At 71.2% G+C, this 23099-nt stretch carries 25 protein-coding genes, 5 tRNA genes and 1 pseudogene; 7 read left to right on the top strand and 24 right to left on the bottom strand.

Annotation, left to right across the window (positions count from 1 at the left end; translation table 11 throughout):
• A pseudogene (locus tag ASD33_RS34685) lies at positions 1-874 on the top strand (IS481 family transposase); the annotation flags it as partial.
• A 168-nt stretch (positions 875-1042) separates the two neighbouring features.
• On the opposite strand, the gene mutM reads toward ASD33_RS34685, so the two are convergent.
• From mutM to ASD33_RS31055, 9 genes are all read right to left on the bottom strand, one after another.
• Positions 1043-1903, bottom strand: a complete 861-nt coding sequence (gene mutM, locus ASD33_RS31095; protein WP_056568067.1) for a bifunctional DNA-formamidopyrimidine glycosylase/DNA-(apurinic or apyrimidinic site) lyase — start codon at positions 1901-1903, stop codon at positions 1043-1045.
• Between the two features lie 115 nt (positions 1904-2018).
• Complete coding sequence (rnc, locus tag ASD33_RS31090; RefSeq protein WP_056568064.1) at positions 2019-2831, bottom strand: ribonuclease III; 813 nt, start codon at positions 2829-2831, stop codon at positions 2019-2021.
• Positions 2832-2851: 20 nt separating this feature from the next.
• Positions 2852-3025 carry a 50S ribosomal protein L32 gene (rpmF, locus tag ASD33_RS31085; protein ID WP_015036448.1) on the bottom strand — a complete coding sequence of 58 codons (174 nt, stop codon included), beginning with the start codon at positions 3023-3025 and terminating at the stop codon, positions 2852-2854.
• A gap of 2 nt (positions 3026-3027) precedes the next feature.
• Positions 3028-3681 carry a DUF177 domain-containing protein gene (locus tag ASD33_RS31080; protein ID WP_056568212.1) on the bottom strand — a complete coding sequence of 218 codons (654 nt, stop codon included), beginning with the start codon at positions 3679-3681 and terminating at the stop codon, positions 3028-3030.
• A gap of 182 nt (positions 3682-3863) precedes the next feature.
• Positions 3864-4922 carry a hypothetical protein gene (locus ASD33_RS31075; protein WP_056568061.1) on the bottom strand — a complete coding sequence of 353 codons (1059 nt, stop codon included), beginning with the start codon at positions 4920-4922 and terminating at the stop codon, positions 3864-3866.
• 110 nt (positions 4923-5032) lie between these two features.
• The gene (gene coaD, locus ASD33_RS31070) at positions 5033-5512 is read right to left on the bottom strand and encodes a pantetheine-phosphate adenylyltransferase (protein WP_199863622.1); all 480 of its coding nucleotides are present in this window, start codon (positions 5510-5512) and stop codon (positions 5033-5035) included.
• Positions 5513-5538: 26 nt separating this feature from the next.
• Positions 5539-6120 carry a 16S rRNA (guanine(966)-N(2))-methyltransferase RsmD gene (gene rsmD, locus ASD33_RS31065; protein ID WP_056568055.1) on the bottom strand — a complete coding sequence of 194 codons (582 nt, stop codon included), beginning with the start codon at positions 6118-6120 and terminating at the stop codon, positions 5539-5541.
• Positions 6121-6187: 67 nt separating this feature from the next.
• Complete coding sequence (recG, locus tag ASD33_RS31060) at positions 6188-8380, bottom strand: ATP-dependent DNA helicase RecG (protein WP_056568052.1); 2193 nt, start codon at positions 8378-8380, stop codon at positions 6188-6190.
• 84 nt (positions 8381-8464) lie between these two features.
• A complete protein-coding gene (locus tag ASD33_RS31055) occupies positions 8465-10069 on the bottom strand; it encodes a DAK2 domain-containing protein (RefSeq protein ID WP_056568049.1) in 1605 nt (534 codons plus the stop codon).
• 236 nt (positions 10070-10305) lie between these two features.
• Between ASD33_RS31055 and rpmB the strand changes: the two genes are divergently transcribed.
• Positions 10306-10491: a 50S ribosomal protein L28 gene (gene rpmB / locus ASD33_RS31050; RefSeq protein WP_003957616.1), complete on the top strand. Its 186-nt coding sequence runs from the start codon at positions 10306-10308 to the stop codon at positions 10489-10491.
• Between the two features lie 137 nt (positions 10492-10628).
• On the opposite strand, the gene thiD is transcribed toward rpmB, so the two are convergent.
• Complete coding sequence (gene thiD / locus ASD33_RS31045) at positions 10629-11429, bottom strand: bifunctional hydroxymethylpyrimidine kinase/phosphomethylpyrimidine kinase (protein WP_056568046.1); 801 nt, start codon at positions 11427-11429, stop codon at positions 10629-10631.
• On the bottom strand, positions 11426-12388 hold the full coding sequence (locus tag ASD33_RS31040) for a thiamine-phosphate kinase (protein WP_017235962.1): 963 nt from the start codon (positions 12386-12388) through the stop codon (positions 11426-11428). The genes thiD and ASD33_RS31040 overlap by 4 nt, the downstream gene beginning before the upstream one ends.
• A gap of 233 nt (positions 12389-12621) precedes the next feature.
• On the opposite strand from ASD33_RS31040, the gene ASD33_RS31035 reads away from it, so the two are divergent.
• Both ASD33_RS31035 and ASD33_RS31030 read left to right on the top strand, forming a co-directional pair.
• Positions 12622-12855, top strand: a complete 234-nt coding sequence (locus tag ASD33_RS31035; protein ID WP_017947604.1) for an Lrp/AsnC ligand binding domain-containing protein — start codon at positions 12622-12624, stop codon at positions 12853-12855.
• A gap of 20 nt (positions 12856-12875) precedes the next feature.
• Positions 12876-13358, top strand: coding sequence for a DUF3515 domain-containing protein (locus tag ASD33_RS31030; protein ID WP_056568043.1), 483 nt, complete (start codon positions 12876-12878; stop codon positions 13356-13358).
• 34 nt (positions 13359-13392) lie between these two features.
• Here ASD33_RS31030 and ASD33_RS31025 read toward each other — a convergent pair whose 3' ends face one another.
• From ASD33_RS31025 to ASD33_RS31015, 3 genes are all read right to left on the bottom strand, one after another.
• On the bottom strand, positions 13393-14532 hold the full coding sequence (locus ASD33_RS31025; RefSeq protein WP_056568040.1) for a D-alanine--D-alanine ligase family protein: 1140 nt from the start codon (positions 14530-14532) through the stop codon (positions 13393-13395).
• Between the two features lie 97 nt (positions 14533-14629).
• Positions 14630-15631: an NAD(P)H-dependent glycerol-3-phosphate dehydrogenase gene (locus ASD33_RS31020; protein ID WP_079045107.1), complete on the bottom strand. Its 1002-nt coding sequence runs from the start codon at positions 15629-15631 to the stop codon at positions 14630-14632.
• A complete protein-coding gene (locus tag ASD33_RS31015; protein ID WP_056568036.1) occupies positions 15628-16380 on the bottom strand; it encodes a lysophospholipid acyltransferase family protein in 753 nt (250 codons plus the stop codon). The genes ASD33_RS31020 and ASD33_RS31015 overlap by 4 nt, the downstream gene beginning before the upstream one ends.
• 127 nt (positions 16381-16507) lie before the next feature.
• Here ASD33_RS31015 and cofC point away from each other — a divergent pair, with 127 nt between their 5' ends.
• Positions 16508-17173, top strand: coding sequence for a 2-phospho-L-lactate guanylyltransferase (gene cofC / locus ASD33_RS31010; RefSeq protein WP_056568033.1), 666 nt, complete (start codon positions 16508-16510; stop codon positions 17171-17173).
• 10 nt (positions 17174-17183) lie between these two features.
• Complete coding sequence (locus tag ASD33_RS31005) at positions 17184-17393, top strand: hypothetical protein (protein ID WP_056568030.1); 210 nt, start codon at positions 17184-17186, stop codon at positions 17391-17393.
• 138 nt (positions 17394-17531) lie between these two features.
• On the opposite strand, the gene ASD33_RS31000 is transcribed toward ASD33_RS31005, so the two are convergent.
• The 4 genes from ASD33_RS31000 to leuC form a co-directional block, all read right to left on the bottom strand.
• Positions 17532-18236, bottom strand: coding sequence for an HU family DNA-binding protein (locus ASD33_RS31000; RefSeq protein ID WP_056568027.1), 705 nt, complete (start codon positions 18234-18236; stop codon positions 17532-17534).
• Between the two features lie 143 nt (positions 18237-18379).
• Complete coding sequence (locus tag ASD33_RS30995; RefSeq protein ID WP_030325570.1) at positions 18380-18607, bottom strand: hypothetical protein; 228 nt, start codon at positions 18605-18607, stop codon at positions 18380-18382.
• 104 nt (positions 18608-18711) lie between these two features.
• Positions 18712-19305 carry a 3-isopropylmalate dehydratase small subunit gene (gene leuD, locus ASD33_RS30990; protein ID WP_056568024.1) on the bottom strand — a complete coding sequence of 198 codons (594 nt, stop codon included), beginning with the start codon at positions 19303-19305 and terminating at the stop codon, positions 18712-18714.
• A gap of 6 nt (positions 19306-19311) precedes the next feature.
• Complete coding sequence (gene leuC / locus ASD33_RS30985) at positions 19312-20736, bottom strand: 3-isopropylmalate dehydratase large subunit (protein ID WP_056568022.1); 1425 nt, start codon at positions 20734-20736, stop codon at positions 19312-19314.
• Between the two features lie 140 nt (positions 20737-20876).
• On the opposite strand from leuC, the gene ndgR reads away from it, so the two are divergent.
• On the top strand, positions 20877-21593 hold the full coding sequence (gene ndgR, locus ASD33_RS30980) for an IclR family transcriptional regulator NdgR (protein ID WP_016432448.1): 717 nt from the start codon (positions 20877-20879) through the stop codon (positions 21591-21593).
• A gap of 139 nt (positions 21594-21732) precedes the next feature.
• On the opposite strand, the gene ASD33_RS30975 is transcribed toward ndgR, so the two are convergent.
• From ASD33_RS30975 to ASD33_RS30950, 6 genes are all read right to left on the bottom strand, one after another.
• Positions 21733-21805: transfer RNA gene (locus ASD33_RS30975), tRNA-Glu, on the bottom strand.
• 39 nt (positions 21806-21844) lie between these two features.
• Positions 21845-21916 (bottom strand) — tRNA-Gln (locus ASD33_RS30970).
• Positions 21917-21930: 14 nt separating this feature from the next.
• Positions 21931-22003, bottom strand: a tRNA-Glu gene (locus ASD33_RS30965).
• 84 nt (positions 22004-22087) lie between these two features.
• Positions 22088-22160, bottom strand: a tRNA-Glu gene (locus ASD33_RS30960).
• A 42-nt stretch (positions 22161-22202) separates the two neighbouring features.
• Positions 22203-22274: transfer RNA gene (locus ASD33_RS30955), tRNA-Gln, on the bottom strand.
• A 93-nt stretch (positions 22275-22367) separates the two neighbouring features.
• A complete protein-coding gene (locus ASD33_RS30950; protein WP_056568019.1) occupies positions 22368-23087 on the bottom strand; it encodes an HAD family hydrolase in 720 nt (239 codons plus the stop codon).
• Between the last annotated feature and the right edge of the window lie 12 nt (positions 23088-23099).

Raw genomic sequence — 23099 nt, 5'->3', positions numbered from 1 at the left:
GGAGACTGCTGGTCGAACGCGTCTGCTCAGGCCGTCCGGTCGCTCATGTGGCCGCGGAGATGGGGATCTCCCGGGCCACGGCCCACAAATGGATCCGCMGGTGGCGGACCGAGGGCGAGGCGGGACTGGCCGACCGGCCCAGCAGGCCGGCCACGACGCCGCACCGGACACCGGCCGAGCTGGAACAACGGGTCTGCGACCTGCGCCGGACCCGCAAGCTCGGGCCCGCCCGGATCGGCCCGATCCTGGGCCTGCCCGCATCCACCGTCCACCGSATCCTGACCCGCCACCGGCTGAACCGGCTGGCCTGGCTCGACCGCCCGACCGGTCAGGTGATCCGCCGCTACGAACGCGACCGACCCGGCGAACTGATCCAYRTCGACGTGAAGAARCTCGGCCGCATCCCCGACGGCGGCGGCCACMRSGTCCTGGGCCGCCAGGCCGGCCGGACCACCCGCAACARCATGGGCTTCGACTACGTCCACTCCGCCGTCGACGACCACTCCCGCCTSGCCTACAGCGAGATCCACCCCGATGAGAAGGTCGCGACCTGCGCGGGCTTCCTGGCCCGCGCGGCCGCGTTCTTCCACAGCCAGGGCATCACCCGCATCGAAGGAAGAACGTCCTGGCCGACCTCGGCGCCACCGGGAAACTCACCCGGCCCTACCGGCCCCAGACCAACGGCAAGGTCGAACGCTTCAACCGCACCCTCCTCGACGAGTGGGCCTACCTACGGCCCTACACCTCGAACACCGAACGGACCGAAGCCCTGGCAGACTTCCTCCACACCTACAACCACCACCGCTGCCACACCGCACTCGACGGACACCCGCCCATCAGCCGTGTCAACAACCCTGCAGGTCAATACACCTAGGGCCTGTCTGACAATTCGCGTCGGATCAGGCCGGGCCGTTCGGTGCGTGCGATCGGCGTGCGGCCGGGGCGCCCTCGTAGCGGAGCTACTTGGGCGTTTCGGCCGTGCGCCGAGCGTGCGTGCCGGGCGGGCCGGACCCGACGGGAATTGTCAGACAGGCCCTAGCCGTCAGAGCGTCACGCGCGGCGGGCGCTGGCAGCGCGGGCAGAAGTAGCTGGACCTGTTCATCCAGGCACGCCGGCGCATCGGCGTACCGCAGCGGTGGCAGGGCTCGTCCTCGCGGCCGTACGCGTCGAGCGAGCGGTCGAAGTAGCCGGACTCGCCGTTGACGTTCACATAGAGGCTGTCGAAGCTGGTGCCGCCGGCGTCGAGGGCCGCGTTCATCACGTCCCGGACGTGCCCGAGCAGCTCGGCCATGCGGGGCCGCGTCAGCGTGGCCGTCGGCCGGTCGTAGTGCAGCCGGGACCGCCAGAGCGCCTCATCGGCGTAGATGTTGCCGACGCCGCTGATCAGCGACTGGTCGAGCAGTGCCCGCTTCACCGTCGTACGGCGCAGCCGCAGCGCGCTCTGGAAGGCCGCGTCGTCGAACTCGGGGTCCAGCGGATCGCGGGCGATGTGCGCGATGACGTCCGGAAGTCCGTCGGGGGTCTGGTCGTGCAGCGAGAGCCCGCCGAAGGTGCGCTGGTCGACGAAGCGCAGCTCGGTGCCGGTCGTGTCGTCGAAGCGGACGCGGATGCGCAGGTGCTTCTCGTCGGCGGCGCCCTCCGGCTGGACGAGCAGCTGCCCGCTCATGCCGAGGTGCCCGAGGACGGCGGTGCCGGAGTCGGCGAGCGGCACCCAGAGGTACTTGCCGCGCCGCCGCGCCACCTCGAACCGCTGCCCCTTCAGCCGGGCCGCGAAGTCCTCGCCGCCGGCCGGATGGCGCCGTACGGCCCTGGGGTGCAGCACCTCGACCTCGGACACGGTCCGCCCGGCGACCCAGCGCTCCAGTCCGCGCCGTACGACCTCGACCTCGGGCAGCTCGGGCACGGGACTCCTCCGGACGTCTTGTCAGCCAGCCGATCCAGCCTACCGGCCGGGCACCTGCGGAAAGACGAGAACCCCGCCCTGGGGCGGGGTTCTCGGGAAGCGAGGGGTTCGGCCGTCAGGCCGACGCCCGGTGGGCGGAAGAAGAGGGGTCGGCGACCTCTCCGTTTCCCGCCTCGGCCGCGGCCTTGGCCGCCGCCGCGCGTTCGTCCGCCGCCGCGCGAATCTCGCGCCACGCGGACTCCGCCGCCTGCTGTTCCGCTTCCTTCTTGCTGCGGCCGGTGCCGGTGCCGTACGAGACACCACCGACGCGGGCGGCAGCAGTAAAGGTCTTCTCGTGGTCCGGACCCTCTTCGGAGACGAGGTACTCCGGCACACCCAGACCCTCGGCCGCGGTGAGTTCCTGGAGACTGGTCTTCCAGTCCAGGCCCGCACCGAGGTTCGAGGACTTCTCGATCAGTGGGTCGAAGAGCCGGTGCACCAGCTCGGACGCCACTTCGAGGCCCTGGTCGAGATAGACCGCGCCGATCACCGCTTCAAGGGTGTCGGCGAGGATGGACGCCTTGTCCCGGCCGCCCGTGCCCTCTTCGCCCCGGCCGAGCCGGACGAAGGAGCCGAGTTCGAGGCCGCGCCCCACGTCCGCCAGCGCTCGCGAGTTGACCACCGCGGCCCGCAGTTTGGCCAGCTGGCCTTCTGGCAGGTCGGGGTGGGTGCGGTACAGCGTGTCCGTGACCACCAGGCCCAGCACGGAGTCCCCGAGGAACTCCAGCCGCTCGTTGGTGGGCAGACCGCCGTTCTCGTAAGCGAACGAACGGTGGGTCAGCGCACGCACCAGAAGGGCGGACTCGAGCTTGTAGCCGAGCCGCCCTTCCAGAAGCGTGTGGGACGAGGCATGGTCCGTCTTGTCGTCCGTCTTGCGGGACTCAGACATTGCGCCTCTCACCAGCCCAATCAGACCGAGAGGACCTGGCGCTTGTTGTAGGTGCCGCAGCTCGGGCACGCGATGTGCTGCAGCTTCGGCTCCTGGCAACGCTCACACGAAACCAGGGTGGGGACCGCAGCCTTCCACTGCGACCGGCGGTGGCGCGTGTTGCTGCGCGACATCTTCCGCTTCGGAACAGCCACGGCTACTTCTCCTGCTTCTCGGCGGCGCTTCGGACGTCCCCGTCAGAGGCTTTGCCGCTCATGTTGTCCTTCTCATCGGTTCCCAGCGAACCGGCGAGTCCCTGCAATGCCGCCCAACGAATGTCGACGGCGTCGTGGTGGTGGTCCGGGTTCTCGTTCAGGTTGGTTCCACAGGTGGAACACAGTCCCGCACAGTCCTCCCGGCACACCGGCTGCATCGGCAGTGCGAGCACCACCGCATCACGCAGCACGGGTTCGAGGTCGAACATGCCGTCCTCGAGGGGGATCATGTCCTCGTCTGCCTCGGCTTCGTCGTCCGCGGCCGCCTTGGAGCGGCCCCGGTCGTCGGAGTCGGGGTACGAGAACATCTCCTGGAAGTCCACGTCGAGCTCCAGCTCGACGGGCTCCAGACACCTTACGCACTCCCCCTCGGCCGATGCACGGGCGGTGCCTGTGACAAGCACCCCTTCCATGACCGACTCAAGACGGAGATCGATGTCCACCGGTGCGCCCTCGGGCACTCCGATGACTCCTTCGACGCCCAGGTCCCGGGGGGCCTCGATCGAACGCGAGAGCCGCTGGAGGGCACCGGGACGCCGCCCCAGCTCGTGTGTGTCGAACACGAGGGGATTGCGGTGGTCGAGGCGCGTGCTCAGGGGTCTTCCTGCTTTCGGATCGTGCTGCGTCGTGGGAGGCTGCCGAACGTGGGCAGCAAGGATCGCGGAATACGCGCGACCGAAGAGCCAGGATACTGGACGCTTCGCCCAGGACCCAATCGGGGCCGAGGGGGTGGCTTGTCGATCAACCCGCGAGCCCGGCCTGATCGGCAAGCCACCCCCTACGCTCCCTGATGCCCTTGTTCGTACCGGCGGAGCTGCTCCAGGTCGATCATGCTCGTGTCGAAGAAGCTGGTCTCGTCGAGCGAGGCGGGCGGCTGCTGCGGCTGGTGGGGCTGCTGCTGGACGGGCTGCTGGTACGCGTACGGGTCCTGCTGCTGGTAGCCGTAGGGGTCGGGCTGCTGCGGCTGCTGGTAGGCGTACGGGTCCGGCTGCTGGACCTGCTGCTGGTAGGCCGCGTAGGGGTCGGGCTGCTGCTGGACCTGCTGGTACCCGTAGGGGTCCGGCTGGGCCTGCGACTGCTGCTGGGCGGGGATCTGGACCGGCTCGGGGTCCGAGAGCTCCGCCAGGCCGGCCAGGTAGTCGGCGTCGCTGGTGTGCACGGAGCCGCCCAGGCCGTCCTGCGCGGCCATGTGCTCGCCCAGGTCGTCGGTGGCGATCCGGCCGTGCAGCTTCTGCCGGCCGCGTCCGACGGCCTCCAGGGTCTTGCTGAGCACCGCCTCGAAGGCGCCGAGCTTGGCGTCGACGTACTCGTCGGCCCGGTGGATCAGGGTCTGCGGGTCCGCGCTGTACTCGGGGGCGTCCTCGTCCGCGTAACCGTTCGCGTCGAGGCCCGGGCCCCGGCCGAGGAGCTTCTCGCGGCCCCGGTCGACCGAGCCGATCGTCTTGTTGAGGACGACCTCGAAGTTGGCGAGCTTGGAGTCGACGTAGTCGTCGGCCTCGGCCTTGACCTCCTCGGCCTCGCGGCGGGCCTCGGAGAGGATCCGGTCGGCCTCCTCCTGCGACTGCCGGGCGACCTGGGTGTCGGAGACGATCGAGCCCCGCTCGGCGTGGGCGGCCTCGATGATCCGCTCGGCCTCCCGATGGGCCTGCTCGACCATCTGCTCGCGGCCGCCGATCAGCTCCTGGGCCTGCGCGAGGGAGCCCGGCAGGGCCTCCCGTACCTCTTCGAGCAGGGCGAGCAGCTCGGCCCGGTTGACCACGCAGGATGCCGACATGGGCATGGAACGGGCGCCCTGCACGGTCGAGACGATCTCGTCGAGCTTCTTCTGTACGTCCACCGGGTGCTCGCCACTCTCTACAGCTGGATGGAGACGGACGGGACGACTGTAAGGGCAGTCGGCGCCCGTCCGACACCAGGTGACGGAGCGTCAGCGGCGGTGGCCGCGCGTCACTTCCGCGCGAGGCGCTCGGTGAGCCGCGGGAGGACCGTCGGCGGGACCAGGTGGGAGACGTCGCCGCCCCAGGCGGCGACCTCCTTCACCAGGGAGGAGGAGAGGAAGCTGTAGGTGGGGTTGGTGGGGACGAAGAGGGTCTCCACGCCCGTGAGGCCGTTGTTCATCTGGGCCATCTGCAGCTCGTAGTCGAAGTCGCTGACCGCGCGCAGTCCCTTGACGATGGCGGGGATGTCGCGCTGCTTGCAGAAGTCGACGAGCAGCCCGTGGAAGGACTCCACCTCGACGTTGCCGAGGTCGGCGGTCACCTCGCGGATCAGCTCGATCCGCTCCTCGACCGTGAACAGGCCCTTCTTCGACTGGTTGATCATCACCGCGACGTGTACGACGTCGTACAGCTTGGAAGCGCGGGCGATGATGTCGAGATGTCCGTTGGTGATGGGGTCGAATGACCCCGGACAGACGGCGCGGCGCAACGTGGGTCCCTCGCTCTCCGGTCCGGTCATCGTGCGTCTTCGCACGTAGAGGCGGCGCGACCGTACCAAAACGTTCCCTCGCCGTAACGACGGGACCGCAGGCCCTCGAATCCGGCCGGCCAGCCGAACTCCCCGCCTCGGGTGCTTCGCTCCACGGTGACCATGGCATCCTCGCTCAGCCAGCCCCCTGAGCGCAGTGTGAGGAGAATCTCGCGGAGCTCCTCGTCGGAGACGGCGTACGGCGGGTCGAGGAAGACCAGGTCGTACGGCTCGGCCGGGGCCGGTCCCGTCGCGATCTGTTCGGCCCGGCCGGTGCGGAGTTCGGCGCCGGGGAGGCCGAGGGAGTGGATGTTCTCCCGGATCGTCTTCGCGGCGCGGGGTTCCGCCTCCACGAGGAGGGCGTGGGCGGCGCCCCGTGAGAGGGCTTCCAGGCCGACGGCGCCGGAGCCCGCGTACAGGTCGGCGACCCTGGCTCCGGTGAGGCCGTGGAAGGCCTCCCAGGTGGAGAAGAGGCCTTCCCGCGCCCGGTCGGAGGTGGGGCGGGTGCCGTTGCCGGGCGGCACGGCCAGGCGGCGTCCGCCGGCCGTGCCGGCGATCACGCGGGTCATCGGTGTCCTCGTCCTGCGTCGTCCAGTGCGTACGTCTCAGGATATGGCCGCGGTCCGCACGGCGGCGTCAGCCCTTCTCCAGGTACTCCTCCCGGTCCTTGTCCAGCAGGGCGTCGAGCGCGGTCGCGAGGCCGGGGTGGCCGGTGAGGTCCGGGTCGGCGAGGACGAGGGCGGTGGCCTCCTCGCGGGCGGCGGCGATGACCTCCTCGTCGTCGATGACGGTGAGCACCCGCAGGGAGGAGCGGACGCCGGACTGGGCCTGGCCGAGGACGTCGCCCTCGCGCCGCTGTTCCAGGTCGATGCGGGAGAGCTCGAAGCCGTCGAGGGTGGACGCGACGGCGTTGAGCCGCTGGCGGGCGGGGCTCGCCTCGGGCATCTCGCTGACGAGGAGGCAGAGGCCGGGGGCGGAGCCTCGGCCGACGCGGCCGCGGAGCTGGTGGAGCTGGGAGACGCCGAAGCGGTCCGCGTCCATGATCACCATGGCGGTGGCGTTGGGGACGTTGACGCCGACCTCGATGACGGTGGTGGCGACGAGGACGTCGAGCTCGCCCGCGGCGAAGCGGCGCATCACGTCGTCCTTGTCGTCGGGGTGCATGCGGCCGTGCAGGACGGCGATCCGCAGTCCTGCGAGGGGGCCGGTGCGGAGCTGCTCGGCGATGTCGAGGACGGCGAGCGGCGGGCGCTTCTCGGCCTCGTCGGCGGCGGAGGGCCTGGACTTCTTCTTCTGGTCCTCCTCGTCGCCGATGCGGGGGCAGACGACGTACGCCTGGTGGCCCTTGGCGACCTCCTCGCGGACCCGTTCCCACGCGCGGGCGAGGAAGTGCGGTTTGTCGGCGGCGGGCACGACGTGGCTGGCGATCGGGGAGCGGCCGGCGGGCAGCTGGTCGAGGACGGAGGTCTCCAGGTCGCCGAAGACGGTCATGGCGACCGTGCGCGGGATGGGGGTGGCGGTCATGACCAGGAGGTGCGGGGGCTGCTGCCCCTTGCCGCGCAGGGCGTCGCGCTGTTCGACGCCGAAGCGGTGCTGCTCGTCGACGACGACGAGGCCGAGGTCGTGGAAGCGGACCTTGTCCTCGATGAGCGCGTGGGTGCCGATGGCGAGGCCGGCCTCGCCGGTGACCAGGTCGAGCAGGGCCCGGCGGCGGGCGGGGACGCCCATGGAGCCGGTGAGCAGGACGACCTTGGTGGCCCGCTCGGAGCCGCCGAGCATGCCGCCCTCGGCCAGCTCGCCCATCATCTCGGTGACGGAGCGGTGGTGCTGCTGGGCGAGGACCTCGGTGGGGGCGAGCATCGCGGCCTGTCCCCCGGAGTCGACGACGGCGAGCATGGCGCGCAGGGCCACCATCGTCTTGCCGGAGCCGACCTCGCCCTGGAGGAGGCGGTGCATGGGGTGCTCGGTGGCGAGGTCGTCGAAGATCTCCTTGGAGACCTTGTTCTGGCCGTCGGTGAGAGTGAAGGGCAGCTTGGCGTCGAAGGCGTCGAGGATGCCGTCGGGGGCGGGGCGGCGGGCGACGGCGGGGAGTTGGGTGTCGGCGTGCCGGCGGCGGGCCAGGGCGACCTGGAGGACGAAGGCCTCGTCCCACTTGAGGCGCTCGCGGGCGGTGGCGATGTCGGCCTTGGTGCGGGGCCGGTGGATCAGCCGCAGGGCCTCGGGCAGTTCGGCGAGGCCGCGGCCCTCGCGGAGGGCGTCGGGCAGCGGGTCGACGGCGTCGGCGGCGCTGGGCAGGACGGCGTCGACGGCCTTGGCGATCTTCCAGGACTCCAGTTTGGTGGTGGCCGGGTAGAGCGGGATGAGGGCCCCGGCCCAGACGTCCACGGCCTCCTCGCCGTCGCCGCGGAGGAGTTCGTACGAGGGGTGGGCGAGCTGGAGGCGCCGGTTGAAGAGCGACACCTTGCCGGCGAACATCGCGCGGGTGCCGGGCAGCAGGTCCTTGTGCGGTTTGTGCACGCCCTTGCCGAAGAAGACCAGCTGGAGGCGGCCGCTGCCGTCGGTGATGGTCACTTCGAGGCGCTGGCCGCGTCCCTTGGAGCCGTTGAAGGTGAGCACACGGGCGTCGGCGACCTGGGCGACCACGGTGACGTGCTCGTCGAGCGGCAGGTCGGACAGCGTGGTCAGTTCCCCGCGCTCGGCGTACCGGCGGGGGTAGTGGTGCAGGAGGTCACCGACCGTGTGCAGGTCGAGCGCCTCGGCCATGACCTTGGCGGTGGCGGGGCCGAGGGACTTCTTGAGTGGTTCGTCGAGCGCGGGCACGCGTTCCATTGCACACCACGGGACCGACAGTCGGGTACGGCACGGGGCCGTCGGGTGTCGTCGGGTGGCGGGGGGAGTGCCGGAGCGGCGCCGTCACTCCACGCCGATGAGGAGCGGCGGGGCGCCCGTGCCCGCGTGGTAGGTGGTGGTGTCGACGGCGAGGTAGCCGCGCCGGACGTGGCGTTCGAGGTCGGGGGCGAGTCCGGGCGGGGTGTCGTCGGCGACGACGAGGGTGACGAGTTCACCGCCGGCGGAGAGCATCCGGTCCAGGACCGTGCGGGCGGTCTCGGTGAGGTCCTTGCCGATGACGGCGACGTCGCCCTCGATGAGGCCGAGGACGTCGCCGGCCTGGCAGACGCCGGCCGAGGTGAAGGACTGGCGTTCGGCGACGGCGAGTTCGGCGTAGCGGGTGGCTCCGGCGGCGGCCGTCATGGCGACGACGTCCTCGTCGAAGCGGCGGTCGGGTTCGTGGACAGCGAGGGCGGCGATGCCCTGGACGGCGGCCCTGGTGGGGATGAGGGCGACGCGGATGCCTTCGGCCCTGGCGCGTTCGGCGGCGGCCGCGGCGGTCTGCCGGAGCTCGGTGTCGTTGGGCAGGAGGACGACCTCGCGGGCGTGGGCCCGGCGGATGGCGTCGAGGAGCTCGTCGCCGGCGGGGGGTTCGCCGGGCCGGGTCCGCACGGTGGTGGCGCCCGCCTCGGCGCAGAGTCCGGCGAGGCCCTCGCCGGGGACGACGGCGACGACCGCGCGCTGGGCGCGCTCGGCGGGGCCGGTGGCGGCCTCGGCGGCGAAGTGCGTGATCCGGATGCGGTGCGGGCGTCCGGCCTCGATGCCGGCCTCGACGGCGGCGCCGGGGTCGTCGACGTGCACATGGACGTTCCACAGGCCGTCGCCGCCGACGACGACGAGGGAGTCGCCGAGGGCGTCGAGCCGGCCGCGCAGCAGTTCCACGGCGGCGTCCCCGGCCTCCAGGAGGTAGATCACCTCGTAGGCGGGGCCGTCCTCGGTGGGGCAGGTCTCGGCGGGCGCGGGGGTGGTGGGCGCGGTGCGGGCGGGGGGCGGGGCCTGTCCGGTGACGGTTTCGAGGAGGGCGCCGAGGACGGTGACCAGGCCCTGGCCGCCCGCGTCGACGACTCCGGCGCGGGCGAGGACGTCGAGCTGTCCGGAGGTGGCCGCGAGGGCGGTGGTGGCGCCCTGGTGGGCGTTCCTGGCGACGTCGACGAGTCGGCCGCCGCCCGCGCAGGCCGCGGCGGCGGCCGCGGCGACGGTGAGGATGGTGCCGTCGACGGGGTGGGCGACGGCCTGTCGTGCCGCGCGCGAGGCCTCGGCGAGGGCGCGGGCGAGGTGATCCCCGTCACCTCCGGCGGCGAGGACGCCGGCCATGCCGCGCAGGAGCTGGGAGAGGATGGTTCCCGAGTTGCCGCGGGCGCCGAGCAGGGCGCCGTGGGCCATGGCCCGCACGGTCTCGGCGGTGTCGGGCGCGGAGGCCGCGAAGACGGCTTCGACGGCCCGGTGGGCGGCTTCGGCGGTCAGGTACAGGTTGGTGCCGGTGTCCCCGTCGGCGACGGGGTAGACGTTGATCGCGTCGATCGCGTCGCGCTCCCCGGCGAGGGCGTCCAGAGCCCGTGCGCACCAGGTCCTGACCGCTTCGGCGTCGAGCTCGACGAGCTCCTCGGAGGGCTGAAGGGCTCGCGACAACGGGGGTCCTCCTTCGGCGGTGAGCTCACCGCAGGGTAGACCCGGGGTGTCCCGCCGGTGACCGGGGCCCGGGGCGAGGTCCGCGCAGACCGTGGTAGTTTCGTTCCACCGAAGCAGGCGTTGTATGCTGCTTCGGTTGCCCGGTTCACACCGGGCCATCCCCCGGCAAGCCACTTCAGACTCCTGATTCCGGTGCGCCGGATTTCACTGTAATTCTGAAGTCTTTGGAGTGACCCGTGGCTGCCAACTGCGACGTCTGCGGCAAGGGGCCGGGCTTCGGCAACAACATTTCGCACTCGCACCGCCGTACGTCCCGTCGCTGGAACCCGAACATCCAGCGCGTGCGTGCCGTGGTCGGTCGGACGCCGAAGCGGCTCAACGTCTGCACCTCGTGCATCAAGGCCGGCAAGGTCTCGCGCTAATTGCGACGTTCTGTCGTAGCGCAGCCCCTGCGGTTGCCTTGAAGGGCCGGTTCACCTCGGTGAACCGGCCCTTTGCCGTGCCCGGAAACGGATGCCGGTGAGCGCCTGAGCGCGTACCGGGGGCCGGCAGGGCGCCCTCAGCGCGTCTGCCAGCCGTGGTCCACCGGGCCGATGCCCGACCCCAGCGCGAATCCGGCCGCGATGGCCCCGGTCACGTAGGCCTTCGCCTCCCGTACCGCCTCCGGCACGGGCAGCCCCTTGGCGAGTCCCGACGCGACCGCCGAGGCGAGCGTGCAGCCGGTGCCGTGGGTGTGCCGGTTGTCGTACCTGGGGGCGTACAGCCAGTGTTCCTCGGTGCCGTCGGTGAGCAGGTCCACGACCTCGGCGAAGCCTCCGGGGAGGTGGCCGCCCTTGATCAGTGCCCAGCGCGGCCCGTAGGCGAGGATCGCGTCGGCCGCCCGCCGCATTCCGGTCTCGTCCTCGACCACCAGACCCGTGAGCTGCGTCACCTCGTCCAGGTTGGGCGTGGCGACGGTGGCCCGGGGCAGCAGCTTCGTGCGTACGGAGTCGAGCGCGGCCTCGGCCAGGAGCGGGTCCCCGTGCTTGGAGACACCGACGGGGTCGACGACCACGGGGGCGGCCACGGAGGCGAGCAGTTCCGCCACGGTCTCGACGAGCGCGGCGGAGGCCAGCATGCCGGTCTTCACGGCCTGGACGCCGATGTCGTCGGCGACGGCCCGGTACTGGGCGCGCACGGCCTCCACGGGCAGTTCCCAGACGTCCTGGACGCCCCGCGAGTTCTGGGCGGTGACGGCGGTGACCACGCTCATGCCGTGGACGCCGAGGGCGAGCATCGTCTTCAGGTCGGCCTGGATGCCGGCGCCGCCGCCGGAGTCCGATCCGGCGACGGTCAGCACGAGCGGGGGCCGAGCGGTCACTCGGTCTCCCCGAAGTGGTCCCAGCCGCCCACGCTGTGCCAGGGCGCGCCGTCCACGGTGACCTGCGGGAGCGCGGAGGGGTTGAGGACCTCCCCGATGACCTTCCAGCGGGCGGGGAGCTTCACGTCGGGCGGGAAGGTGGCCACGATGGCGTGGTCCTCTCCCCCGGTCAGCACCCACTGCATGGGGTCGACGCCGACGGCCTGGCCGATGTCGTTCATCTGGGTGGGGATGTCGATGAGGCCGGAGCGCAGGTCGATGCGGACCTTGCTGGCCTCGGCGATGTGGCCGAGGTCGGCGATGAGGCCGTCGCTGACGTCGCACATGGCGGTGGCGCCGAGGCCGGCGGCGGCCGGGCCCGCGTGGTACGGCGGTTCGGGCCTGCGGTGGGCCTCGACGAAGGCGCGGGGCGAGCGGAAGCCCCGGGAGAGGACGGCGTACCCGGCGGCGGACCAGCCGAGCCAGCCGGTGTAGGCGACGACGTCGCCGGGCTGGGCGCCGCCCCGGGTGACCGGGTCGTGGTTGCGGAGGTCGCCGAGGGCGGTGATGGAGACCATGATCGTGTCGCCGCGTACGACGTCGCCGCCGACGACCGCCGCGCCCGCGACCTGACATTCGTCGCGCAGACCGTCCATGAGTTCCGTGGCCCATGTCACAGGGAGCTCGGCGGGGACGACGAGGCCGAGGAGGAGGGCGGTGGGGACCGCGCCCATGGCGGCGATGTCGGCCAGGTTCTGCGCGGCGGCCTTGCGGCCGACGTCGTACGCCGTCGACCAGTCGCGGCGGAAGTGACGTCCTTCGAGGAGGATGTCCGTGCTGGCCACCACACGCCGGTCGGGGGCGGAGACGACCGCGGCGTCGTCGCCGGGCCCGATCCGTACCGCCGGGGTGGAGGTGAGCCGGGACGTGAGCTCCCTGATGAGCCCGAACTCGCCCAGCTCTCCGACTGTGCCCTTCACCGCGCCTCACCTCGTGTCTTCGTGCCGTCCTGCGGGCGGCGGCACGCTGTCGCGCGCCGCGGGTCGCGGGTCGTCACCGTGCTGGGTACCGTCAAGTAGACCGTCAACTTCTGTCCTGCGTACGCCACCGGGCGGGCGCCTCGGGACGCGCGGGTCTCCCCGTGGCCCGCGGCGACGCGGTACCGTGGCGTCCCTTTCTCCCACAAGATCCTCGTGGTCGCCCTGGAGGTTCCGTGGTTCAGGCGTACATCCTCATCCAGACCGAGGTGGGCAAGGCGTCGACCGTCGCCGACACCATCTCCAAGATCCCGGGGGTGATCCAGGCCGAAGACGTGACCGGTCCGTACGACGTCATCGTGCGCGCACAGGCGGACACGGTCGACGAGCTGGGCCGCATGGTGGTCGCCAAGGTCCAGCAAGTGGACGGCATCACGCGCACCCTCACCTGCCCGGTCGTTCATCTGTAGCCCCCGTCTACGCTTGGCTGGTGACGTCTTCCCACCGGCCCTTCGGCCTGCCCGCCGCCGTCTCGGCAGCCGTGCTGCTGCTGACCGCCGTCGGCTGTTCCTCGCCGGGCGCCTCGGCGTCCGTCGTGGTCCCCAGTCCCCCTGCGGCGGAGGCCGCCTTCTGCCAGGCCCTGGCGAAGGAGCTTCCGGACACCGTGGTGGGGCTGGAGCGGAGTGACCCGGAGCCCGGCTCCGAGCTGACCGCCGGCTGGGGTGACGGTGCGATCGTACTGCGCTGCGGGGTCCCCCGGCCCGAAAAGATGAGCGATCCCCAGGCGCAGGCCATCGAGGCCGACGGCGTGAACTGGATGCTGGAGCGTCCGGAGGGCAGCGGGCCCCGTTTCACCACGACGTACCGGAAGACGTACGTCGAGGTGACGCTCGGCGAGCGGTACGCGCACGACATGACGCCGCTCGCCGATCTCGCCGCGCCCGTGCTGAAGACCGTGCCGCCGAGCCTCTGAGGGCGGCGGCACGGTCGTCAGCCGTGGGTGCGGGTCAGCGCAGGCCGGTGGGGCGGTTCAGCGCGGCCTGGATGAGCCGGTCGACCAGCTCGGGGTAGCTCACGCCGCTCTCCTGCCACATGCGCGGGTACATGGAGATGGGCGTGAAGCCCGGCATGGTGTTGATCTCGTTGATGACGAAGTCGCCGTCCTCGGTGAGGAAGAAGTCGGCGCGGACCAGGCCCTCGCAGGAGACCGCCTCGTAGGCGGCGACGGCGAGGCGCTGGATCTCGGCGGTGGCCTCGTCCCCGATGGGGGCGGGCACGATGCCGGAGGCCGAGTCGATGTACTTGGCCTCGAAGTCGTAGAAGTCGTGGTCGGTGACCGGCGGGATCTCGGCGGGCACGCTGGCGCGCGGGCCGTCCTCGAACTCCAGGACGCCGCACTCGATCTCGCGGCCGCGCAGCAGCGACTCGACGAGGATCTTGGGGTCGTGGCGGCGGGCCTCCTCGATGGCCTCGTCCAGGCCGGAGAGGTCGTCGACCTTGGTGATGCCCATGGAGGAGCCGCCGCGGGCCGGCTTCACGAAGAGCGGCCAGCCGTGCTCGGCGGCGAACTCGACGATCTTCTTGCGGGCGGCGGCCGGGTTCTGCTCCCACTCGCGGGGCCGGACGACCTCGTACGGGCCGACCGGGAGTCCGAAGGAGACGAAGACCCGCTTCATGTACTCCTTGTCCTGGCCGACGGCGGAGGCGAGGACGCCCGCGCCGACGTAGGGGACGCCGGAGAGCTCCAGGAGGCCCTGGAGGGTGCCGTCCTCGCCGTACGGGCCGTGGAGCATCGGGAAGACCACGTCGACCTCGCCGAGGGCCCTGGGCACGGCGCCGGGCTCGGTGAGGACGACCTCGCGGTTGGCCGGGTCGACGGAGAGGACGACGCCGCCCTCGGTGGACTCGGCGAGCTCGGCGACGTTCGGCAGGGCGCGGTCGGCGATGGCCATGCGCTCGGGGGCGTCGGCGGTGAGCGCCCAGCGCCCGTCCGTCGTGATGCCGATGGGCAGCACGTCGTACTTGTCCCGGTCGATGGCGCTCAGGACGGCGCCCGCCGTGACGACGGAGATGGCGTGCTCGGAGCTGCGTCCGCCGAAGACGACGGCCACGCGGGGCTTGCGGGGGCTCTGGGTGTTCTCGCTCATATCGCGATGAGCGTACCTTGCGGCTCCCGAACTCCTGAGCGCCCCGCTGGCGTACCGCGCGTCCGGCGCAGTGGGCGCCGGACCTGCCGGGGAGGCGTCAGCGGCGCTCGGGCTTGGCGCTGCGGGACATCAGTTCCTTGAGCGCGACGACCGGCGGCTTGCCGTCGTGGACGATGGAGACGACGGTCTCGGTGATGGGCATGTCGACGCCGTGGCGGCGGCCCAGATCGAGCACCGACTCGCAGGACTTGACGCCCTCGGCGGTCTGCTTGGTGGCCGCGATGGTCTCCTGGAGGGTCATCCCGCGGCCGAGGTTGGTGCCGAAGGTGTTGTTCCGGGAGAGCGGCGAGGAGCAGGTGGCGACGAGGTCGCCGAGGCCCGCGAGGCCGGAGAAGGTGAGCGGGTCGGCGCCCATGGCGAGGCCGAGGCGGGTGGTCTCGGCGAGGCCGCGGGTGATGAGCGTGGCCTTCGAGTTGTCGCCGAGGCCCATGCCGTTGGCGATGCCGACGGCGAGGCCGATGACGTTCTTCACGGCGCCGCCGAGCTCGCAGCCCACCACGTCGGTGTTGGTGTAGGGGCGGAAGTACGGGGTCATGCAGGCGGTCTGGAGCCGCTGGGCGACGGATTCGTCGGAGCAGGCGACCACGGCGGCGGCGGGCTGCCGGGCGGCGATCTCCTTGGCCAGGTTGGGGCCGGTGAGGACGGCGACGCGCTCCGCGGGCACGTCGGCGACCTCGGTGATGACCTCGCTCATCCGCTTGGCGGTGCCGAGTTCGACGCCCTTCATGAGGGAGACGAGGACGGTGTCGGGGGCGAGCAGCGGCTTCCAGGCGGCGAGGTTGCCGCGCAGGGTCTGCGAGGGGACGACGAGGACGGTGAAGTCGGCGTCGGCGGCGGCCTCGGCCGCGTCGGCGGTGGCCGTGATCGACGCGGGGAGTTCGGTGCCCGGGAGGTAGTCGGGGTTGGTGCGGGTGGCGTTGATCTCCTTGGCGAGTTCGGCGCGGCGGCCCCAGAGGCTCACCTCGCAGCCCGCGTCGGCGAGCACCATCGCGAAGGCGGTGCCCCAGGATCCGTTGCCGAAGACGGCTGCCTTGGTCACTTGGTGCCCCCTTCGGCGGCCTTGCGGCGCTGTTCCTGCCGGGCCCTGCGGTGGTCGTACGGTTCGGCGGGCGCCTGCTCGCCCCGGATCTGCTCCAGGAGGGCGGTGATGGCGGCCATGATGACCTCGGTGGCCTCGCGGAGGACCTCGGGTGTGGGTTCGAGGCCGTGGAAGCGGGAGAGGTCGACGGGCGGACCGGCCTGCACGGTCAACGTCTTGCGGGGGAACAGCCGGAGCTTGTTCTCCTTGGCGTACGGCGGCATCGCCAGGTTGGCGCCCCACTGGGCCACCGGGATGACGGGGGCCCGGGTGAGCAGCGCGACGCGGGCGGCACCGGTCTTGCCGGCCATGGGCCACATGTCGGGGTCCCGGGTCAGGGTGCCCTCGGGGTAGAAGGCGACGCACTCGCCGCGCTCGATGGCGTCGACGGCGGCCCGGAAGGCGTCCAGCGCGTTGGTGGTCTCGCGGTAGACGGGGATCTGGCCGGTGCCGCGCAGCATCATGCCGACGAAGGGGGTCTTGAAGAGGCCCGCCTTGGCCAGGAGGCGCGGGACGCGGCCGGTGTTGTACTGGTAGTGCGAGTAGGACAGCGGGTCCAGATAGGAGTTGTGGTTGACCGCGGTGATGAATCCGCCGTCGGCCGGGATGTGCTCCATGCCGCGCCAGTCCCGCTTGAACAGAACCACCAGGGGGGGTTTGGCGATGACCGCCGCGAGGCGGTACCAGAAGCCGATTCTGCGGCGGGGCACGCGGACACCTTTCTCCGGGGCTGGCTGGCAGGGGGTCAAGTGTCGCCCCATGCTCCTGCGCTGTCGAGTGACACCGTACGCCCCGGGGCCTGGGGTGGACCGCGTGGGCGGGACAGAATGGGCCCCGATGAACGCGACTGACCCGACGCACACGGACCCCGTCGACGGCTGGTCCCTGGTCGTCCCCCTGAAGCCCCTCGCGCTGGCGAAGAGCAGGCTGGCGGCCGCGGCCGGGGCCCGGCTGCGGCCCCGGCTGGCCCTGGCGTTCGCGGAGGACACCGTGGGCGCGGTGCTGAACTGCCCGCGGGTACGGGATGTGGCGGTCGTCACGGACGATCCGGCGGCGGCGGCCGCGCTCGCGGCCCTGGGCGCGCGGATCGTGCCGGACACCCCGGCGGCCGGGCTCAACGCGGCGCTGGCGCACGGGGTCCGCGCGGTGCGGTCCCGGCGGCCGTGCGCGCGGGTGGCGGCGCTCAACGCGGATCTGCCCGCACTGCGGCCGGCGGAGCTGACCCGGGTCCTGGACGCGGCGAGGAAATTTCCGCGGGCATTTCTCGCGGATGCCGCCGAAATCGGTACGACATTCCTGTCGGCGGGTCCGGGAGTGGAATTGGAACCCGCATTCGGGGGTGCGTCACGGCGCCGGCATTTGTCTTCGGGGGCGGTGGAAATCCGGCTGGCCGGGGTGGATTCCGTACGCCGGGACGTGGACACCGGTGAGGATCTGGCGGCGGCGGGGGCGCTGGGGCTCGGTCCGCGGACGGCCGCCCGGTGGCTGCCGGCGGCCGGATAGGCTGCGGTCCATGCAGGCGACCGCGTTCACGTACGACCCCGAGACCCGCAGCGGCAGTGTGCTGCTCGACGACGGCACCCCCGTGGAGTTCGGGGCGGAGGCCTTCGAATCGGGCGGGCTGCGGTTGCTGCGTCCGGGGCAGCGGGTCCGGATCGAGACCGAGCCGGGCACCTCGGGCGCGGGGCTCCGGATCACGCTGGTGACGCTGCAGACGTTCTAGACGTACCCGGCACGCCGGACGCTCCGGCGGACGTTGCAGGGCCCGTCCTTCCGGGAGTCCGGGAAGGGCGGGCCCTGTGCGCGCCGCGGGCCGGGCTCCCCGGGGGGAGCCCGGCCCGGCGGGTGTCTGCCGCTCGTCCTACTTCTTGGCGGCGGTCTTCTTGGCGGTCGTCTTGCGCGCCGTCGTCTTCTTGGCGGGCGCCTTCGTCGCCGTGGCCTTCTTCGCGGCCGGCGCGGTCTTCTTGGCCGTGGCCTTGGTCGCCTTCTTCGCGGCGGCCGTGGTGGTCTTCTTGGCGGCGGCGGAGGTCTTCTTGGCCGCGGCCGTGGTGGCCTTCTTCGCCGGGGTCGCCTTCTTGGCGGCCGCCGTCGTGACCTTCTTCGCCGGGGTCGCCTTCTTGGCGGCCGCCGTCGTGACCTTCTTCGCCGGGGTCGCCTTCTTCGCGGCGGCCTTCTTGGCGGTGGTGGCCTTCTTCGCCGCGGCCTTCTTCACGGTCGCGGCGGCGGCGCCGCCGGTGAGGCTGCCCTTGGGGGCCTTCTTGACGGAGACCTCGCCGCCCTTGGGGAGCTTCTTCGAGCCGCTGACCAGGTCCTTGAAGCCCTGACCGGCACGGAAGCGCGGGACGGAGGTCTTCTTGACCCGGACCCGCTCACCCGTCTGCGGGTTGCGGGCGTAACGGGCCGGACGGTCGACCTTCTCGAACGAGCCGAAACCCGTGACCGAGACCCGGTCGCCCGCGACCACGGCGCGCACGATGGCGTCGAGCACGTGGTCGACGGCTTCGGCGGCCTGCTGGCGACCGCCCATCTTGTCGGCAATCGCTTCTACGAGCTGCGCCTTGTTCACGTCTTCCCCTTCGGAGACATTGCCAGAACGAAAGTGTTCAAGCTTTTTCGCACGTTAGGCATGTATATACCGCAAATCAAACACGAAACGGGCTAATCACCCTAGTGCCGCAACGCGGAAGATCCGCTGCGGAGTTCCTGGTGTCAGTCGTCCTCTGGGAATCGGCCCTCGTCGAGGTCCTTCATCAACCGGTCCAGACGCGTTGCCGCGTCCTTGAGATCGTGCTTCGCCGCGGCCGTCACGACCAGCAGCTTCCGGGACAGCGCCATCCTTACGCCCTCCGGGACTTGCAGTGAGCGCACTCTTGTGTGCGCTTCCTTCAATCGGGCGGCGACTGACTCGTAGAGCTCGAGTTGGCTGTCGCGTTCCATGCACCGATTGTGCCATCTAGGGCGAGTTGTCGCCCGACAGGGTCTCAACAAGCGACTGCGCCCCCCACCGGGCGGTGGGGGGCGCAGTCTTGGAAAAGCGCTGCTCAGACCGTAATTGTACGGGGCTTGAAGGCCGGTCGTGACGCCTCATATGCCGCGATGTCGGCTTCGTTCTGAAGGGTGAGGCTGATGTCGTCGAGTCCGTTCAGGAGCCGCCAGCGGGCGTTCTCGTCGAGCTCGAAGTCGGCGTCGATCCCGGCGGCCAGGACCTTCCGCCGCTCCAGGTCGACGGTGATCTCGGCGGTCGGGTCGGCCTCGGTCAGCTCCTGGAGCGCGTCCACGGTCTCCTGCGGGAGGACCACGGTCAGCAGGCCGTTCTTCAGCGAGTTGCCGCGGAAGATGTCGGCGAAGCGGGCGGAGATCACCGCCTGGAAGCCGTAGTTCTGGAGCGCCCAGACGGCGTGCTCGCGGGAGGAGCCGGTGCCGAAGTCGGGGCCGGCCACCAGGACCGAGGCGCCCTGCCGCTCGGGGCGGTTGAGCACGAACTCGGGGTCCTTGCGCCAGGCCTCGAAGAGGCCGTCCTCGAAGCCGTCGCGGGTGACCTTCTTCAGCCAGTGCGCGGGGATGATCTGGTCGGTGTCGACGTTGCTGCGGCGCAGCGGGACGGCCCGGCCGGTGTGCGTGGTGAAAGCTTCCATGGTTCCTCAGACCCCCGCGGTGGTGGCGACGTCGGACAGATCGGCCGGGGAGGCCAGATGGCCCAGGACGGCGGTGGCGGCGGCGACCTGGGGGGAGACCAGGTGGGTGCGGCCGCCCTTGCCCTGCCGGCCCTCGAAGTTGCGGTTCGAGGTGGACGCGGAGCGCTCACCGGGAGCCAGTTGGTCGGGGTTCATGCCGAGGCACATGGAGCAGCCGGCGTGCCGCCATTCGGCCCCGGCCTCCTTGAAGACCTTGTCCAGGCCCTCCTCGACGGCCTGCAGGGCCACCCGGACCGAGCCGGGGACGACCAGCATGCGGACGCCGTCGGCGACCTTGCGGCCTTCGAGCAGACCGGCGGCGTTGCGCAGGTCCTCGATGCGGCCGTTGGTGCAGGAGCCTACGAAGACGGTGTCGACCTTGATGTCGCGCAGCGGCTGTCCGGCGGCCAACCCCATGTACTCCAGGGCCTTTTCGGCGGCGAGGCGCTCCGAAGCGTCTTCGTACGAAGCCGGGTCGGGGACGTGTGCCGAAAGCGGCGCGCCCTGGCCGGGGTTGGTGCCCCAGGTGACGAACGGCGCCAGGGAGGCGGCGTCGATGACGACCTCGGCGTCGAAGACGGCGTCCTCGTCGGACCTCAGGGTCTTCCAGTACGCGACGGCGGCGTCCCAGTCCTCGCCCTCGGGGGCGTGGGCGCGGCCCTCCAGGTAGGCGAAGGTGGTCTCGTCGGGGGCGATCATGCCCGCGCGGGCGCCGGCCTCGATCGACATGTTGCAGATGGTCATCCGGGCCTCCATCGAGAGTTTCTCGATGGCGGAGCCCCGGTACTCCAGGATGTAGCCCTGGCCGCCGCCGGTGCCGATCTTCGCGATGATCGCCAGGATCAGGTCCTTGGCGGTGACGTCCTCGGGCAGCTCGCCGTCGACCGTGATCGCCATGGTCTTCGGGCGGGCCAGCGGCAGCGTCTGGGTGGCGAGCACGTGCTCGACCTGGCTGGTGCCGATGCCGAACGCCAGCGCGCCGAAGGCGCCGTGCGTGGAGGTGTGCGAGTCGCCGCAGACCACGGTGGTGCCGGGCTGGGTCAGGCCCAGCTGCGGTCCCACCACGTGGACGACGCCCTGCTCGACGTCGCCCAGCGGGTGCAGCCGGACGCCGAACTCGGCACAGTTCTTCCGGAGGGTCTCCAGCTGCGCGCGGGAGACCGGGTCGGCGATCGGCTTGTCGATGTCGAGGGTCGGGGTGTTGTGGTCCTCGGTGGCGATGGTGAGATCGAGGCGCCGCACCTGCCGGCCGTTCTGGCGCAGGCCGTCGAAGGCCTGGGGGCTGGTCACCTCGTGCAGCAGGTGCAGATCGATGAAGAGGAGGTCGGGCTCGCCCTCGGCGCGCCGGACGACATGGTCGTCCCAGACCTTCTCCGCGAGTGTCCTACCCATCGCTTTCCCTCCGGCCGACGTCTACGCCGGCACAACTAGAGACCCGTTTCGCGGGCCGTTGTGCGGCCGCCTCACCAGAGTGACAAGTTCCGCAGGAAATTGAACTTGCGTTTCACAGAGTGAGACGCGAATATCGTTGCATGGACAACTCTAGCGGCGTAGGCGTTCTCGACAAGGCAGCCCTTGTCCTGAGCGCCCTGGAGTCCGGTCCGGCCACCCTCGCAGGACTGGTCGCGGCGACGGGACTCGCACGACCCACGGCACATCGTCTCGCCGTGGCACTGGAACACCACCGGATGGTGGCGCGTGACATGCAGGGCCGGTTCATTCTCGGACCGCGCCTGTCGGAGCTCGCGGCCGCGGCCGGCGAGGACCGTCTGCTCGCGACCGCCGGCCCGGTGCTGACGCATCTGCGCGACGTCACCGGCGAGAGCGCCCAGCTCTACCGCCGGCAGGGCGACATGCGCATCTGCGTGGCGGCGGCCGAGCGTCTCTCGGGTCTCCGGGACACCGTCCCGGTCGGCTCGACGCTGACGATGAAGGCCGGCTCCTCGGCGCAGATCCTGATGGCCTGGGAGGAGCCCGAGCGGCTGCACCGCGGCCTCCAGGGCGCCCGCTTCACGGCGACGGCCCTGTCGGGCGTACGACGCCGGGGCTGGGCCCAGTCGATCGGCGAGCGGGAGCCGGGCGTCGCGTCCGTCTCCGCACCCGTACGCGGTCCTTCGAACCGCGTGGTGGCCGCCGTGTCGGTCTCGGGGCCGATCGAGCGTCTGACGCGCCACCCGGGCCGTATGCACGCCCAGGCGGTCATCGACGCCGCCGCCCGCCTCTCCGAGGCGCTGCGCCGCACCGGCTGACGTCCCTTCTCTCCTTCTGCACGACCCCGGCCCACCGCTTCAACGCCGCAGCGGTGGGCCGGAGTTGTGTCCGCACTGGTCCCGGGGTCCCGGGACAGCGAAGAAGCCCTCCCCCGAAGGGAAGGGCTTCTTCTCTCTGTACCCCCGACCGGATTCGAACCGGCGCTACCGCCTTGAGAGGGCGGCGTGCTAGGCCGCTACACAACGGGGGCCTTGCGGATCAGATCCGCGGTGCAGATGAGCTCTGCGAGCTGGCCTACCTGGACTCGAACCAAGAATGACGGTACCAGAAACCGTAGTGTTGCCAATTACACCATAGGCCATGGTGGTTACACCGTACCCCCGACCGGATTCGAACCGGCGCTACCGCCTTGAGAGGGCGGCGTGCTAGGCCGCTACACAACGGGGGCCCTAGCGATCCCACCCGGCACGAGCCGGGTGATGTCACCGCGGATCCACCGGGAGCTACCCAAGTGATCCGCAGGATGGATCTGTACCCCCGACCGGATTCGAACCGGCGCTACCGCCTTGAGAGGGCGGCGTGCTAGGCCGCTACACAACGGGGGCTTTGTGGATGCCATCCACGGGTTGCAGATAAAGCTCTGCGAGCTGGCCTACCTGGACTCGAACCAAGACTAACGGAACCAGAAACCGTCGTGCTGCCAATTACACCATAGGCCACCGGAACAACTTCCCCACCAGGGAGGATCTTGCTCGGCTTGCGCTTTCCGGGTTCTTGCCTTTCGGCTTGTTCCCCTCGGCGCAGGAAGAACATTACCCGAAGGTGGACGGTGCTCCAAAACGGGTATCCCCGCTGAGCAGGTCCGGAAGCTGGCGGAGGTCCGTGATCCGGTTCAGTTCCGGGCGGCCGCCGGTGTCCGCGCGGTCCAGCCAGATGCCCCTGAGGCCCGCCTCCACGGCGCCCCTGGCGTCGATGTCGGGCTGGTCCCCCACGTACGCCACCTCGCTCGGGCGCAGCTCAAGGGCGGTGCAGGCGGCGTGGAAGGCCTCCGGGGCCGGTTTGGCCACGCCGAGTTCGGCGGCGCAGAGGACGGCCTCGAAGCGGTCCCGTACGCCGAGGACCCGCAGCTTGCGGTCCTGGTTGTGGATGCTGGAGTTCGACAGGATCCCGTGACGATAGTCATCGGCCAGCAGGTCCAGGACGGGCACGGCGTCGGGGAAGAGCTCCCAGGCCGCCTCGTAGTGGGAGACGTACCGGTCGAACCAGCCGTCGGCCTCGGCGGCGGTGAGCGGGCGCGCCAGGAAGTCCCGGACGCGGTCCCTGCGCTGCTCCTGGAAGTCGACGCCGCCGGCCTCGAAGCGGCGCCAGTGCAGCGCCGTCAGCTCCCGCCAACGACGGAGGGCCCGGTCGACGGAGTCGAATCCGTCCACCAGGCCCTCGGCCGTCAGGTGCGCGCTCATGCCGACGTGGTCGGCGCGGGCGTAGTCGAAGATCGTGTCGTCGACGTCCCACAGCACCGCGCGGATGGTCATGGAACGACCGTA

This window comes from Streptomyces sp. Root1304, assembly GCF_001426405.1.
Taxonomy (GTDB): domain Bacteria; phylum Actinomycetota; class Actinomycetes; order Streptomycetales; family Streptomycetaceae; genus Streptomyces.
This window is presented reverse-complemented; position numbering and strand designations above follow the sequence as displayed.

Bases quoted from the DNA above. Each gene is read 5' to 3' on its own strand.
- recG (WP_056568052.1), bottom strand. From the start codon at position 8,380: ATGGAACGCGTGCCCGCGCTCGACGAACCACTCAAGAAGTCCCTCGGC.
- ndgR (WP_016432448.1), top strand. From the start codon at position 20,877: ATGGACAACTCTAGCGGCGTAGGCGTTCTCGACAAGGCAGCCCTTGTC.
- rnc (WP_056568064.1), bottom strand. From the start codon at position 2,831: ATGTCTGAGTCCCGCAAGACGGACGACAAGACGGACCATGCCTCGTCC.
- leuC (WP_056568022.1), bottom strand. From the start codon at position 20,736: ATGGGTAGGACACTCGCGGAGAAGGTCTGGGACGACCATGTCGTCCGG.
- ASD33_RS30950 (WP_056568019.1), bottom strand. From the start codon at position 23,087: ATGACCATCCGCGCGGTGCTGTGGGACGTCGACGACACGATCTTCGAC.
- leuD (WP_056568024.1), bottom strand. From the start codon at position 19,305: ATGGAAGCTTTCACCACGCACACCGGCCGGGCCGTCCCGCTGCGCCGC.
- rsmD (WP_056568055.1), bottom strand. From the start codon at position 6,120: ATGACCCGCGTGATCGCCGGCACGGCCGGCGGACGCCGCCTGGCCGTG.
- ASD33_RS30995 (WP_030325570.1), bottom strand. From the start codon at position 18,607: ATGGAACGCGACAGCCAACTCGAGCTCTACGAGTCAGTCGCCGCCCGA.
- ASD33_RS31025 (WP_056568040.1), bottom strand. From the start codon at position 14,532: ATGAGCGAGAACACCCAGAGCCCCCGCAAGCCCCGCGTGGCCGTCGTC.
- cofC (WP_056568033.1), top strand. From the start codon at position 16,508: ATGAACGCGACTGACCCGACGCACACGGACCCCGTCGACGGCTGGTCC.
- ASD33_RS31005 (WP_056568030.1), top strand. From the start codon at position 17,184: ATGCAGGCGACCGCGTTCACGTACGACCCCGAGACCCGCAGCGGCAGT.